Source organism: Streptomyces luteolus, from assembly GCF_029968015.1.
In the GTDB taxonomy this organism is placed as follows: Bacteria; Actinomycetota; Actinomycetes; order Streptomycetales; family Streptomycetaceae; genus Streptomyces; species Streptomyces luteolus.
Window position 1 is genome coordinate 183,683 of sequence record NZ_JASCIS010000010.1, and the last position, 14,311, is coordinate 197,993.

13 protein-coding genes are annotated in these 14,311 nt (G+C 70.7%); 8 read left to right on the plus strand and 5 right to left on the minus strand.

The window, feature by feature from the left end; translation table 11 throughout:
- Nucleotides 1-14: 14 nt before the first annotated feature.
- A complete protein-coding gene (locus tag QIT00_RS12690) occupies nt 15-1,700 on the minus strand; it encodes a PucR family transcriptional regulator (protein ID WP_282535304.1) in 1,686 nt (561 codons plus the stop codon).
- A 385-nt stretch (nt 1,701-2,085) separates the two neighbouring features.
- Between QIT00_RS12690 and QIT00_RS12695 the strand changes: the two genes are divergently transcribed.
- The 5 genes from QIT00_RS12695 to QIT00_RS12715 all read left to right on the plus strand — a co-directional run bounded on the left by QIT00_RS12695 (nt 2,086) and on the right by QIT00_RS12715 (nt 9,065).
- On the plus strand, nt 2,086-2,979 hold the full coding sequence (locus QIT00_RS12695; protein ID WP_282535305.1) for an FAD binding domain-containing protein: 894 nt from the start codon (nt 2,086-2,088) through the stop codon (nt 2,977-2,979).
- A 2-nt stretch (nt 2,980-2,981) separates the two neighbouring features.
- A complete protein-coding gene (locus QIT00_RS12700; protein ID WP_282535335.1) occupies nt 2,982-3,623 on the plus strand; it encodes a (2Fe-2S)-binding protein in 642 nt (213 codons plus the stop codon).
- 14 nt (nt 3,624-3,637) lie between these two features.
- The gene (pucD, locus tag QIT00_RS12705) at nt 3,638-6,034 is read left to right on the plus strand and encodes a xanthine dehydrogenase subunit D (protein WP_282535306.1); all 2,397 of its coding nucleotides are present in this window, start codon (nt 3,638-3,640) and stop codon (nt 6,032-6,034) included.
- Nucleotides 6,035-6,348: 314 nt separating this feature from the next.
- Complete coding sequence (locus QIT00_RS12710; protein ID WP_282535307.1) at nt 6,349-7,782, plus strand: NCS2 family permease; 1,434 nt, start codon at nt 6,349-6,351, stop codon at nt 7,780-7,782.
- 98 nt (nt 7,783-7,880) lie between these two features.
- Nucleotides 7,881-9,065 (plus strand): XdhC family protein, encoded by a 1,185-nt coding sequence (locus QIT00_RS12715; protein WP_282535308.1) that lies wholly within the window; start codon nt 7,881-7,883, stop codon nt 9,063-9,065.
- A 41-nt stretch (nt 9,066-9,106) separates the two neighbouring features.
- Here QIT00_RS12715 and QIT00_RS12720 read toward each other — a convergent pair whose 3' ends face one another.
- Complete coding sequence (locus QIT00_RS12720) at nt 9,107-9,463, minus strand: DoxX family protein (protein ID WP_282535309.1); 357 nt, start codon at nt 9,461-9,463, stop codon at nt 9,107-9,109.
- 134 nt (nt 9,464-9,597) lie between these two features.
- Here QIT00_RS12720 and QIT00_RS12725 point away from each other — a divergent pair, with 134 nt between their 5' ends.
- A complete protein-coding gene (locus tag QIT00_RS12725; RefSeq protein ID WP_282535310.1) occupies nt 9,598-10,521 on the plus strand; it encodes a LysR family transcriptional regulator in 924 nt (307 codons plus the stop codon).
- A 39-nt stretch (nt 10,522-10,560) separates the two neighbouring features.
- Nucleotides 10,561-11,445 (plus strand): universal stress protein, encoded by an 885-nt coding sequence (locus tag QIT00_RS12730; RefSeq protein ID WP_282535311.1) that lies wholly within the window; start codon nt 10,561-10,563, stop codon nt 11,443-11,445.
- A 26-nt stretch (nt 11,446-11,471) separates the two neighbouring features.
- Here QIT00_RS12730 and QIT00_RS12735 read toward each other — a convergent pair whose 3' ends face one another.
- Genes QIT00_RS12735 through QIT00_RS12745 form a run of 3 tightly spaced genes read right to left on the minus strand, consistent with a single transcriptional unit; the run spans nt 11,472 to nt 13,610 of the window.
- Nucleotides 11,472-12,488 carry a DMT family transporter gene (locus QIT00_RS12735; RefSeq protein ID WP_282535312.1) on the minus strand — a complete coding sequence of 339 codons (1,017 nt, stop codon included), beginning with the start codon at nt 12,486-12,488 and terminating at the stop codon, nt 11,472-11,474.
- A gap of 10 nt (nt 12,489-12,498) precedes the next feature.
- Complete coding sequence (locus tag QIT00_RS12740; protein WP_282535313.1) at nt 12,499-12,756, minus strand: DUF397 domain-containing protein; 258 nt, start codon at nt 12,754-12,756, stop codon at nt 12,499-12,501.
- The gene (locus QIT00_RS12745) at nt 12,753-13,610 is read right to left on the minus strand and encodes a helix-turn-helix domain-containing protein (protein ID WP_282535314.1); all 858 of its coding nucleotides are present in this window, start codon (nt 13,608-13,610) and stop codon (nt 12,753-12,755) included. Before QIT00_RS12745 ends, QIT00_RS12740 begins: the two co-directional genes overlap by 4 nt.
- Nucleotides 13,611-13,713: 103 nt before the next feature.
- Between QIT00_RS12745 and QIT00_RS12750 the strand changes: the two genes are divergently transcribed.
- A complete protein-coding gene (locus tag QIT00_RS12750; RefSeq protein WP_282535315.1) occupies nt 13,714-14,133 on the plus strand; it encodes an ATP-binding protein in 420 nt (139 codons plus the stop codon).
- The last annotated feature ends 178 nt before the right edge of the window (nt 14,134-14,311 follow it).

Below are 14,311 nucleotides of genomic sequence, written 5' to 3' on the forward strand. Positions count from 1 at the left end.
AGCCCCTCCCGGCCTCAGCTCATCCGCAGAGCCAAGAAGAAGTCCAACTTGTCCTCAAGCCGCGAAAGATCACGCCCCGTCAACTGCTCGATGCGCCCCACCCGGTAGCGCAGCGTGTTCACGTGCAGGTGGAGGCGGGTCGCGCAGCGGGTCCAGGAGCCGTCGCTGTCGAGGAACGCCTCCAGGGTGGGGATGAGCTCCGCACGGTGGCGGCGGTCGTAGTCCCGGAGAGGATCGAGCAGGCGGGCCGTGAACGCGCGCCGCACGTCGTCCGGCACGAACGGCAGGAGCAGGACGTGGGACGCCAGCTCCTGGTGGCCGGCCGCGCAGACGCGCCCGGGGCGGGCAGCGGCGACCCGGCGGGCGTGCCGGGCCTCCTCCAGGGCGCCGCGCAGGCCCTCCGCCGAGTGCACGGATGCGCTGACGCCGAGGGTGAGCCGGCCGTCGCCGTCGAGGCCGCCGGACAGCGGGTCGCGGACCGTCTCCAGGAGGGAATCGGCAAGCAGCCCCGGCTCCGCGCCGTCATGGTCCGCGGCGACCGCGGGCAGCGGTACGAGGGCGATCGCCTCGTCGCCCGTGTGCGCGACGGCGATCCGGTCGGAGGGCTCGGGCCCGGCCGCGTTCGGGTCGACCAGGATCTCCTCCAGGAGCGACTGGGCGACCGGGCCGCCCTCGATGTCCCCGCCCTCCCACTCGACCCGGGCCACCACGACCTGCCAGTGCGGGGCCGCGCCCAGGCCGGGCAGCAGCACGGGCGCCGCGACCCGCAGGCGGGCGGCGATCTCGGCGGGCGCCGCGCCCGTCTGGACCAGCTCCAGGACCTCCTGGGCGAGGCGGCGGCGTACCGTACGGGCCGCGTCGCGGCGGTCGCGCTCGACGGCGATCAGCTGGGTGACGCCCTGAAGCAGGTCGAGCCGCTCCTCCGGCCAGTCGCCCGCGTCGGCCTCGACGGCGAGGAACCAGTCCGACAGGACCGTCTCGCGTACGTCCCGCGCCGCCGCCGTCCCCGTGCCGCGGCCGCTGCTGCGGATGGGGAACAGCGAGTACGTCGTGCCGCCCCCGCCGATGGCCACGCGGTGCGGGCCCCTGCGGCCCGTACGGGAGGCGGCGAGGTGCTCGGCGGCCAGGGCGGCGCAGACCGGCGCGGGCAGCGCGGAGCCCGCGCCGCCGGAACCGGCGATGGGCCGGCCGGTGGGGGAGAGCACCCAGGCCCGCAGGTCCAGGTCGGAGCCGAGCAGGTCGAGGACCACGTCCGGGCCGCCGCCCGCCGGTCCTGAGGTCATCAGGCGGCGGTGCCGGTCCACGACCGCGGCCAGGTCGCCCGCCCGCTCGCCGGAGACCTGCCGGACCACGTGCTCGGTGATCGTGGCGAAGGCGACGCGCTCGTTGACCGCGAAGAGGGGGAGCCGGTGCTGCGTGCACGCGGCGACCAAGTCCTCGGGCACGGCGCCGAATTCGGCCTCGCCCGCGGCGAGCGCGGCCACGCCCGCCGAGGCGAGGATGCGCACGAAGGGCTCCGAGTCGGCGGGCTCCTTGCGCCAGGCCATACCCGTGAGGACCAGCTCGCCGCCGGAGAGGTACCGGCTCGGGTCCCGCAGGTCGGTGGTCATGACGCCGCGGACCGTCCGGTCCAGCTCGTCCTCGCCGCCGAGCAGCCGCAGCCCCAGCGCGTCGGTCTCCAGCAATGCGCGCAGCCGCATCTGTTCGCCGCCGATCCTGTCTCGAACTTGTCGTTGATCTTCGGACGGGTGTCAGCTGGAAAGAGTGAGATCTCCGAGCCCCGTCTTTCATACGAATCTACAAGATGGGCTGGGTCACCAGCCAACTCCTTCATGGTTTCGGTGACTGACACCCGGAGGTCGTAGAGCGGTGTACTAACGCTATTCCGCGTTAACAGAACATGAACGAGTCAGCCCGGCACCAGGGGCGATGGGCCCGAAGCCCGCGCCGAACGGCCCAGCTCCAAGGACTCGTACCGAACCTCAGAGGACCCGTACCGCACCACCCGCCACGATCCGAACCAGCCACCACGAGCCGCACCACCCGCCAGAGCCGCACCGCCCGCCACGAGGAAGAGAGGCGATCATGGACTTCCTTCGCCCCGCCACTTGGGAGGAGGCGCTCGCCGTCAAGGCCGAGCACCCCACGGCTGTGCCGATCGCGGGCGGCACCGATGTCATGGTCGAGATCAACTTCGACCACCGTCGTCCCGAGTACCTCGTGGACCTGAACCGCATCAGCGAGCTCCAGGACTGGCACGTGGGCGAGAAGACCGTCCAGCTCGGCGCCTCCGTCCCGTACAGCAGGATCATGGAGGAGCTCCGCGCCGAGCTGCCCGGTCTCGCGCTGGCCTCGCACACGGTGGCCTCGCCGCAGATCCGCAACCGCGGCGGCGTCGGCGGCAACCTCGGCACCGCCTCGCCCGCCGGTGACGCGCACCCCGCGCTGCTCGCCGCCGACTGCGAGGTCGAGGTCGAGTCGCAGGCGCGCGGCAGCCGGCTGATCCCGATCGACGCGTTCTTCACCGGCGTGAAGCGCAACGCCCTGGAGGCCGACGAGCTGATCAAGTCGGTGCACATCAAGAAGGCCGAAGGCCCGCAGCAGTTCTCCAAGGTGGGTACGCGGAACGCCATGGTCATCGCCGTGTGCGCCTTCGGTATCGCCCTGCACCCCGAGACCCGCACCGTACGCACGGGCATCGGATCCGCCGCCCCGACCCCCATCCGGGCGAAGGCGGCCGAGGAGTTCCTGAACGCCGCGCTGGAAGAGGGCGGCTTCTGGGACAACGGAAAGATCATCACTCCCTCGATCGCGAAGCGGTTCGCCGAGCTCTGCTCCGGCGCCGCCAACCCGATCGACGACGTCCGCGGCACCGCGAGCTATCGCCGGCACGCCGTGGGCGTCATGGCCCGCCGCACCCTCGGCTGGACCTGGGAGTCGTACCGCGGCAAGAGCCGCGGCACGGAAGGAGTTGCGTGACCATGCGCGTCCACTTCACGGTCAACGGCCGTCCGCAGGAAGCCGACGACGTCTGGGAGGGCGAGTCCCTGCTCTACGTCCTGCGCGAGCGCATGGGCCTGCCCGGCTCGAAGAACGCCTGCGAGCAGGGCGAGTGCGGTTCCTGCACGGTCCGCCTCGACGGTGTGCCGGTGTGCGCCTGCCTGGTCGCCGCAGGTCAGGCCGAGGGCCGCGACGTCGTCACCGTCGAGGGCCTCGCCGACTTCGCCAAGCAGCGTGCCGAGCACGGCAGTTGCGCCACCGGGGCCTCCGGGGGCTCCGGGGTCTCCGGTGCCTGCGGTTCCGGCCAGGGCACGTCCGGCACGTCCGGCACCTCCCTCCAGGACGCACAGCACTGGCGGGCCGAAGGCACCGACTCGCAGACCGGCGAGGGCACCGGCCTCGCGCCCATCCAGCAGGCCTTCATCGACGCCGGAGCCGTCCAGTGCGGCTTCTGCACCCCCGGTCTGCTCGTCGCGGCCGACGAGCTCCTGGAGCGCAACGACTCGCCGTCCGACGCGGACATCCGCGAGGCGCTCTCCGGAAACCTCTGCCGCTGCACCGGCTACGAGACGATCCTCGACGCGGTCCGCCTCGCCGCCGCCCGACAGGGAGAGGTGGTCTGATCATGGCTCGAATCATGGCTCGAACCACCGCACAGTCCCCCGCGGGCGCCCCCACCGACGTCACCCAGGGCTCCCGGACCAAGGGCGGCGTCGGCGAGTCCACGCTGCGCCCCGACGGAACCCTCAAGGTCACCGGCGAGTTCGCGTACTCCTCGGACATGTGGCACGAGGACATGCTGTGGGGCCAGATCCTGCGGTCCACCGTCGCGCACGCCGAGATCGTGTCGATCGACACCGCCGAAGCCCTGACCGTGCCGGGCGTCCACGCCGTCCTCACCCACGAGGACCTGCCCGCCGCGAGGAACTACGGCATGGAGTTCCAGGACACCCCCGTCCTCGCCTACGGCAAGGTCCGCCACCACGGTGAGCCGGTCGCCCTCGTGGCCGCCGACCACCCGGAGACCGCGCGCCGCGCCGCCGCGAAGATCAAGGTCGAGTACCGGGAGCTGCCCCTCATCACCGACGAGGCCTCGGCGACCGCCCCCGACGCCGTACTCGTCCACGAGCACCGCGCCGACCACCACGCCGCGCACGTCCCGCACCCCAACATCGTCCACCGCCAGCCGATCATCCGCGGCAACGCGACCGAGGCCGCCCAGAGGGCCGACGTGATCGTCAAGGGCGAGTACACCTTCGGCATGCAGGACCAGGCCTTCCTCGGCCCGGAGTCCGGCCTCGCCGTACCCGCCGAGGACGGCGGCGTCGACCTCTACGTCGCCACCCAGTGGCTGCACTCCGACCTCCAGCAGATCGCCCCCTGCCTCGGCCTGCCCGAGGAGAAGGTGCGGATGACGATGGCGGGCGTCGGCGGCGCGTTCGGCGGCCGCGAGGACATCTCGATGCAGATCCTCGCCTCCGTGCTCGCCCTGCGCACGGGCAAGCCGGTGAAGATGGTCTACAACCGGTACGAGTCCTTCTTCGGGCACGTCCACCGGCACCCCGCGAAGCTGTCCTACGAGCACGGCGCCACCCGCGACGGCAAGCTCACGCACATGAAGTGCAAGATCGTCCTCGACGGCGGCGCCTACATGTCGTCCACGCCCTCGGTCGTCGGCAACGCCTCGTCCCTCTCGGTCGGCCCGTACGTCGTGGACGACGTCGAGATCGAGGCGATCGGCCTCTACTCCAACAACCCGCCCTGCGGCGCCATGCGCGGCTTCGGCGCCGTCCAGGCGTGCTTCGCGTACGAGGCCCAAATGGACAAGCTGGCCGCCGAGTTGGACATGGACCCGGTGGAGTTCCGGCAGAAGAACGCGATGGAGCAGGGCACGCTCATGCCGACCGGGCAGCGGGTCGACTCGCCCGCTCCGGTCGCCGAACTCCTGCGCCGCGTCAAGGCCAGGCCGCTGCCGCCGGAGCGCGAGTGGGAGAGCTCCGAGGGCGTCGACGTCCGCGCGCTGCCCGGCGGCCTCTCCAACACCACGCACGGCGAAGGCGTCGTACGCGGCATCGGATACGCCGTCGGCATCAAGAACGTCGGCTTCTCCGAGGGCTTCGACGACTACTCGACCGCCAGGATCCGCATGGAGGTCATCAACGGAGAGCCCGTCGCCACGGTCCACACGGCCGCGGCGGAGGTCGGCCAGGGCGGCGTCACCATCCACGCGCAGATCGCCCGCACCGAGCTCGGCGTCCAGCAGGTCACCATCGCCCCCGCCGACACCCAGGTGGGCTCGGCCGGTTCGACCTCGGCTGGCCGCCAGACGTACATGACCGGCGGCGCCATCAAGAACTCCTGCGGGATCGTCCGCGAGAAGGTCCTGGAGATCGGCCGGCGCAAGTTCGGCTCGTACCACCCCGCGTGGGCCAGTGCCGAACTCCTCCTGGAGGGCGGCAAGATCGTCACCGACGGCGGCGAAGTGCTCGCCACCCTCGCGGAAGTCCTGGAGAACGAGGCCGTGGAGGTCGAGCAGGAATGGCGGCACCGACCCACCCAGCCCTTCGACCTCGTCACCGGGCAGGGCGACGGCCATGTCCAGTACTCCTTCGCCGCACACCGCGCGGTGGTGGAGGTCGACACCGAGCTCGGCCTGGTCAAGGTCATCGAACTGGCCTGTGCCCAGGACGTCGGCAAGGCCGTCAACCCGCTCTCCGTGATCGGCCAGATCCAGGGTGGCACCACCCAGGGCCTGGGCGTCGCGGTGATGGAGGAGATCATCGTCGACCCGAAGACCGCGAAGGTGAAGAACCCCTCCTTCACGGACTATCTGCTCCCCACGATCCTCGACACGCCGACCATCCCGGTCGACTACCTGGAACTTGCGGACCCGAACGCTCCGTACGGAGTCCGCGGTATCGGTGAGGCCCCGACCCTGTCGTCAACTCCGGCCGTCCTCGCGGCGATCCGGAACGCGACGGGTCTGGAGCTCAACAGGACGCCCGTGCGTCCCGAGCACCTCACCGGAACGTGACCCCGAGGGGGGCGCCGTGGTTCTTCCGAAGCCGCGGCGGTCCCCCCGAGGCCACTGCAACACCCAGCACCACCCAGCAAGTCCCCAGTACCAACCCAGCAATACCCCAGTACCAACCCAGCAAGTCCCCAGTACCAACCCAGCAAGTACCAAGCAGCACCAGGCAGTTCAGTTCCGGGGAGTCCGGCTCCCCCCTGTCTCCCCGGAACTCGACCGTTCGTCTCGGGCCGTCCCCCGGGTCGTGCAGCCAAGCAACATCCCAAATTCCGCAGCACAGCGTGCGGATGTCCCTGTGAACCTTGGGAGAAGGCCCCATGACCCAATCGTCAGTGGAGCCCAAGACCGTCGCGGACGACGCGGGCAACGGCTCGCGTGTTCCGGCCGGCAGGTCTTGGCTCGACCGGTACTTCCACATAACCGACCGAGGATCGACGATCCCGCGCGAAGTGCGCGGCGGCATCACCACCTTCATGGCGATGGCCTACATCCTCCTGCTCAACCCGCTGCTGCTCGGCGGTGAGGACGCGCTCGGCAACAAGATGAGCCAGCCGGCGCTGATCACCGCGACCGCTCTGGCAGCCGCGGTCACCACTCTGGCGATGGGTTTCATCGGCAAGGTCCCGCTGGCGCTGGCCGCGGGTCTGAGCGTCTCGGGCGTCCTGTCCACCCAGGTCGCCCCCGACATGACCTGGCCGCAGGCCATGGGCATGTGTGTGATCTACGGCGTCGTGATCATGCTTCTGGTCGCCACGGGCGTACGAGAAGTCATCATGAACGCGATTCCGCTGCCCCTGAAGCACGGAATCACCATGGGCATCGGCCTCTTCATCGCGATGATCGGCTTCGTGAACGCCGGCTTCGTGGGCAAGGGCGCGCCCGTCACCCTCGGCGTCGAGGGGCACCTGAGCGGCTGGCCGGTCGCCCTGTTCGCCTTCACGCTGATCCTGATCTTCATGCTGCAGGCCCGGAAGGTGCCCGGAGCGATCCTCCTCGGCATCGTCGTCGGCACCGTGATCTCGGTCCTCGCCACCTCCACCGGCCTGATCTCGGAGAAGGAGTGGGGCGACAAGGCCCCGACCCTGCACGGCAGCGTCGTCTCCATGCCCGACTTCAGCCTCTTCGGCTCCATCGAGTTCGGCGGCTGGGAGAAGCTCGGCGCCACCACCGTCGGCATGATCGTCTTCACCCTGGTGCTCGCCGGCTTCTTCGACGCGATGGCCACCATCATCGCCGTCGGCCAGGAGGCCAAGCTCGCCGACGAACGCGGCAAGATGCCCGGCCTCAACAAGGCCCTGTTCATCGACGGCGCCGGCGGCGCGGTCGGCGGCGTGGCCGGTGCCTCCGGTCAGACCGTGTTCATCGAGTCGGCGTCCGGCGTCGGCGAAGGCGCCCGTACGGGCCTCTCCGCCACCATCACCGGACTGTTCTTCGCCGCCTGCCTGTTCTTCACGCCGCTCACCCAGCTCGTGCCGAACCAGGTCGCCTCGGCGGCGCTCGTCGTCATCGGCGCGATGATGCTGCAGAACGCCCGCCACGTGGACTGGACCGACTGGTCCGTCGCGGCCCCGGTGTTCCTGACGGTCGTGCTGATGCCGTTCACCTACACCATCACCGCCGGTGTCGGCTGCGGCGTCATCGCCTACTGCGCGATCAAGCTCGCGCAGGGCAAGTGGAGGGACCCGAGCATCTTCATGTGGATCCTCTCGGCCGTGTTCATCTTCTATTTCGCCACTGGATCAGGGCACTAGGCCGTCTCCCCGGATCAGGCCAGGGGCCTGGTCCGGGGCTGCGGAACGCGGCAAGCTCTGCCGCGCCCGCCCACGTATCGTTTTTGTTGGAGGCCGACATGCTGGACATCGCCGAAGAACTCAACCGGTGGGTCGAGCAGGGACGCGACTTCGCGATCGCCACCGTCGTGGCGGTCAGCGGCAGCGGTCCCCGTCAGCCAGGTGCCGCACTCGCCGTGGACAGCGACGGCACCGCCATCGGATCGGTATCGGGCGGGTGCGTCGAGGGCGCCGTGTACGAGCTGTGCCAACAGGCGCTCCAGGACGGCCGCAGTGTCGTCGAGCGCTTCGGCTACAGCGACGAGGACGCCTTCGCCGTGGGCCTGACCTGCGGCGGAATCATCGACATCCTCGTCACCCCCATACCCGCGGACGCTCCGGGACGGGGAGTGTTCGCGGCCGCGCTGGCCGCCGCCGCCTCTGGTGAGGCGGCGGCGGTCGCGCGGGTCATCGACGCCCCGTCCGAACTCCTCGGCAACGCCCTGCTCGTCCACCCCGACGGACGCTACGAGGGCACCCTCGGCGGCCGGCCCGAGCTCGACCGCACCGCGGCCGCCGAAGCCGCGGCCCTCCTCGACGCGGGCCGCACCGGCACCGTCGTGATCGGAGAGGACGGCTCGCGCTGCGCCGCCCTGGACGACGAGACCCCCACCGTGACCCTGCTCGTCGAGTCCTCCGTCCCCGCACCCCGGATGATCGTCTTCGGCGCCATCGACTTCGCCGCCGCGCTCGTCCGCATCGGCAAGTTCCTCGGCTACCACGTCACCGTCTGCGACGCCCGCCCCGTCTTCGCCACCCGAGGCCGCTTCCCCGAGGCCGACGACCTGGTCGTGGACTGGCCGCACCAGTACCTGGAGCGCGAGCACGAGGCCGGTGGGCTCGACGCCCGCACCGTCCTCTGCGTCCTCACCCACGACACCAAGTTCGACGTCCCCCTGCTGCGGCTCGCCCTGCGCCTGCCCGTCGCGTACGTCGGCGCGATGGGCTCCCGCCGTACGCACGAGGACCGCAACCGCCGCCTGCGCGAAGTCGGCGTCACCGACCTTGAGTTGGCCCGCCTGCGCTCCCCGATCGGCCTCGACCTCGGAGCCCGTACGCCCGAGGAGACCGCCCTGTCCATCGCCTCGGAGATCGTGGCGAACCGGCGCGGCGGCCGAGGCGTCTCCCTGACCGGCGCGCACACCCCGATCCACCACGACGGCCGGCAGCAGCCGCCGACGGGACGGATCGGGTCGGTGGCCTGAGCGCCCCCCCAAGTCGGGCCTACGCCGGGGCCGAGCCAGGCCTACGCCGGGGCCGCCACCCCCAGCCACAGCGTGACCGCCGAGAGCGCCACGAGAGCGACCGGCGCCCAGATCGTGCTGTAGACCCGGGCCCGTACGTGGGTCAGCGTGGCCAGGATGAAGAACAGCACCAGGCCCGCGCCCGCGGCGACGCCGAGCCACCGCCAGCCCGCGAGGCCGAGCAGCAGCCCCACCGTCGCGGCGACCTTCGGCACGCCGAGCGGCGCGACCCAGGAGACGGGCACATCCACGGCCTCCGAGGTCGCGAGCACGGCAGGCGCCCGAACGAGGTCGAGCACGCCGATCGCTCCGACGACGAGGGCGGTGACGAGGGTGACGACGACGTACGCGGCAAACATGGCGTGGTCCTTCCAGCTCCGGCGGCCTCGGTAGCTATGTATCTCGGGTATCGAGGCCCGCGGCGATGCGTTCACCTCGACCCTCGCCCCACCCCCACCTGGCCGTCCAATACCTGCATCCATAACCTGATGGCATGGATGTGGACTCCCGGCTCCTGCGCTCCTTCGTCGCCGTCGCGGAGGAGGGGAACCTGACCCGTGCCGCCGAGCGCCTCTTCCTCTCTCAGCCCGCCCTGACCAAGCAGATCAAGCAGCTGGAGCAGCTCCTCGGCGTACGGCTCTTCACCCGCTCCCGTAGCGGCATGGCCCTCACCGGACCCGGCCGCGCCCTCGCCGAGCGCGCCCCCGGCGCCCTCGCCGCCGTCGACACCGCCGTACGCGAGACCCGCAGCGCGGGCCGGGCGGAGGCACGGGTGCTGCGCGTCGGGTTCCTCGCCAGCGCCGCCAACGAGGCAACGCAGGACATCGTCGCGGACTTCGGTCGCCGCCGCCCCGGACTGCGCGTCGAGCTGCGCCAGGCCGCCTGGTCCGACCCGACCGCCGGGCTCGCGGACGGCGAGGTGGACGCGGCGCTGCTCCGGCTGCCGTTCCCCGGGCAGGACACGTACCGCGTGGAGGTGCTTTTCACGGAGGCGCGGGTGGCCGTCCTGCCCTCGGGACACGTGCTGGCCGGGCGCGAGCGCCTCGACTTCCCCGAGCTGTGGGACGAGCCGTTCATCGCCGCCCCGCTCACGACCGGCCCCTTCCGGGACTACTGGCTGGCCGCCGAGGCCCGCCCCGCCGACCGGCCCGCGAAGATCGGCGCCGTCACCGACCAGCCCGACGAGTGGCTGAGCGCCATCGCCAACGGCTACGGCATCGCGCTCGCCCCCGCTTCGGCGGCCCGCTTCTACGCTCGGCCGGGTGTGACCTACGTCCCGGTCGACGGCGTCGCCCCCACCTCCGTGGGCGTCGCCTGGGCACCCGCCGACGACGAGAACCCGGTGGTCAGGGACTTCGTCCGCAGCTGCCTGCACGCGGTGGCCGGGCCGCGGGGAGAGCGCACCTCGGGACCTTAGGCCCTCCCACCGGGCGCGTTCCGGCTGCAAGCTGGAGGGATGAGTACGAGCGCTCCGGTCCTGGCCGCGGTCGACGGCTCCGAACCCAGCCTCAAGGCCCTCACCTGGGCCATCGAGGCGGCTCTCGGACATGGCACGGAGGTGGTCGCCGCGCACGTCCGCACGGGCCGCGGCTCCGCGTCGACGGACAGCCCCGATCCCGTACGCGCCAAGGTCGAGGAGATCCTCGCCGAGTACGGGGACCAGGCGCCGCCCGTGCGGTACGTCGCCGTCGACGGGCACCCCGCCCCCGAGCTCTGCGAGCTGGCCCGCAAGGCCGGCCTCCTCGTCCTCGGCTCCCGCGGCCTCGGCGGCTTCGCGGCGCTGCTCCTCGGCTCGACCGGCCGCAAGTGCGCCGCGCAGGCCCCGTGCCCGGTGGTGGTCGTCCCGCACGAGTCCCGTACGGCCGAAGCCTTCGGCCAGACCGGCCCGCCCGGCCGGGTCGTCCTCGGCCTGGACCCGGAGGAGACGGCCGACGAGGTCATCGAGTTCGCGTTCGCCGGGGCGGCACGGCGGGGCGTGGAGCTCCAGGTCGTCTCCACGTACCGGGTACCGCTGCGGGCCCTGACGACGATGGGCGACCTGGTCCCCGGCGACGTGGCGGACGCGCGCAGTGTGGGCCTGGCCCTGACGGCGGGCCAGCGCGAACGCCTCACCGCGTTCGCGGAGCGCTACCCGAAGGTCGCCGTCGACCCGGTGGTCGCCCCCGCCGACCCCGCGGGCCGCCTGGTCACAGCTTCCCGCACGGCTGACCTCCTGGTGGTCGGCCGCCACCACCGCCGCCTCAGCACGGACTCCCTGATCATGGGCTCGGTCGCCAACGCGGTGCTGTTGCATGCGCATTGTGCGGTGGCTGTGGTGCCGGGGCGGATCCAGCCGGGCTGAGTCGGGCTAATGGACGTGACGTCGTCTCAGTTGTTGATCCGCCTGGCCGGATATGTCGGTGCATCGGCGCGGTCGCCGCAGCCCGACTCTGCTTCCGGCGACTTCGTGACCGGTGCTCGGGTCGGCCCCTCGCCGATCACGAGGAAGAGCACGGCACCCATCAGCAGTGCCGTGCCGGTGGCGACGAGCGCGTTCAGCCGCTCACCGAAGACGGTGATGCCGATGACCGCCGCGGTAAGGGGCTCGACCAGCGCGACCACAGAGGCCGTTGACGCCCGGACGACGCTGAGTCCGGCGAAGAACAGCGTGTACGCCAGCGCCGTCGGAATGGCACCCAGGTAGCCGATCAACGTCACTGTCCACACGGCCTGTTCCATGTCGGGCAGGAGACCTTCCCACAAGGCCAGCGGCAGCAAGCAGACCATGCCCACTGCGAAGCCCGTCACCGTCGACTCGAACGCGCCGCCGGAATTCTTGCGGCCGGACGCGCGCCCCAGCAGCGTCACGCCCGCGTATCCGGAGGCGGAGAGCAGCGCGTAGCAGATCCCAAGGAGAGGGGACGGCCCGGTGCTTCCATCAGCGCCGATCGTCAACAGCACCAGGCCCACGACACCGCTCGTCACGGCGGCTGTCCCGGCCGCGCCGGCACGTTCGCCGAGCAGAAGGCGTGCCCCCACGGTGACCAGCACCGGACCCGAGCCGAGGGTCACCACGGTGGCTACCGTCAGGCCGGCCTGCTGGACTGCGGCGAAGTAGGCGGTCTGATACACCGCCAGACCGAAGCCGGTGATCAGGGGCCTGCGCTTGTTCGCCAAGAAGATCGCGCGCAGTGAGACGGCTGTCTGGGGGCGACGGGCCCGCCGGACCAGGTGAGCCGTCAGAAGCAGTCCGAGTCCCGTCAGAAACCGCCAGAAGGAAACGGAGACAGGGCCGATGTTCGCGACGCCGTACAACTCGGCCGCGACAGCACCGCCGGTGCCCCACGCGGTGGCCGCGATCGCGACATAGAGGACACCCTGCCGATAAGACAGGGGGAATTCCATGATCTCGCTGTCAGTGCGCGGCGTACGTGAGGAACGCCGACCAGGCTTCGGGGGTGGTGGTGAGGTGGGGGAGGGCGGGGTTCTTGGAGTCGCGGATGTGGATCAAGTGCCCGGTGGTGCTGGGGGATTGGGCGAGTTCGAGGCATTCGCCGCCGCCACCGTCGCTGTATGTGGACTTGTGCCAGTCGTGGGCTACTTCGAGGCAGTCGCCGCCGCCTCCGCCGCTGTAACTCGACTTGAACCAGGCGAGGTTGTCGGTGGAGTTCATCGCCGCTCCAACTTCTTCTCGATCAGCTCCAGTGAATTTCGTGGCGTGAGTGCCACCGCACGCATGATCCCATAGCGCTCGCAGAGGACTCGGACCTCGGCAGGGTTGCTGATCAGTCGAGGGTGCTCCTGCGCTTCCGTGTAACCGACCTGATGGTGATGCCCCTTGGGGACGAGCAGGTTGAACGAACCCTGAAGGTTGGGATGTTCATCCACGCTCGTGGGCATTACCTGCAGTTCGACGTTGCGCATGGTGCCTACTGCCAGAAGGCGTCGCAATTGGCTCCGGTGCACCTCCTGTCCGCCGAGGGGCCGGTCCAGCACGGCTTCCTCCAGTACGTAACTGACAACAGGCGCAGGCTCCCGCGTGAAGACCTTCTGGCGGTCGATGCGGTCCGCTATGCGCCCTTCGATCGTCTGCGCGTCCAGGAGGGGCCGATGCGCGCGGAACACCGCCTCCGCATGCTCAGCCGTCTGCAGCAGCCCATGCAGTGCCGAACTGCAGTAGTGGTGCAACTCGACCGCCTCGGACTCCAGCTTCGCGTGCCCCCGATACCACTCCGGATGCCGCGTCCGCGCCCGTGACAGCGCCTTCTTCACGTCAGGGATCACCGCCGTCAGCACCCCGCGCGCGTCGAGCGCAACCTCCGCCAGTTCCAGGAACCGCGGTTGCGGGATACGTACGTTCCGTTCGATCGCCGACACCAGGTCCAGGCTCACGTGCGTCGCCGTAGCCAACTCGCGCTGGCCCATCCCTCGCGCCTCGCGCAACACCTTGATCTGCTTGCCGAGCGCAGCGAAAAGATGCGCCGTGCCGTCCGCTTCCACCGGCCGCTCGGGCCTGTCTTCGTGCATACCCGTACCACCCCGTACACCCAGCGGAGCGGACCCGTACGGCTACGCTCCGTCGTCGACCTGTCACTGGTCAGCGTAGGAGCAAACGGCCACGCTCGGGGACATGGAACCCCAAATCCGCCTCCTTTCCGTCCAGTTCGAGCAGAGGTTCAGCGCGACCCCTCGTGGTGCGCGGCTCGCGCGCAGGCTCGCTGCCTGCCAGCTCGAAGAGTGGGGTTTCCCACACGGCGGTGAGACCTCCGACGCGGTGGCGTCGATCGTGGCCGAGCTGGCCGCCAACGCCGTCACGCACGGCCGCGTACCTGGACGGGACTTCGCGCTCACCCTGGCGCGGCGCGGTGAACTCCTGCGTATCGAGGTGGCGGACGCCCGTGGGGAGCGTCGTCCGGAGGTGGCGAGCGCGGAGGGTCACGGGCTGCGGATCGTGGCCGCGCTGGCGGATTCCTGGGGCGTAGGGGAGCGGGAGATCGGGAAGATCGTTTGGGCTGAAGTGTCAGGAATGAAGGGGTGGAAGGAGGAATGAGGGCGGTGGGCAGACGGCGCGAAGGTCTGCATAATCGGTGGCTGCTTCATGGAAGGTGTGTGGACGAACGGTGAGTGGACAGAGCTGCCCCGGATGCGGAACCGCGTTTCAGGCGGACTTCAGGCCCGCCTGCGACTGTGCCCTGAGGGCGCGCGAGGAGGCGACGGCCGAACCCAGC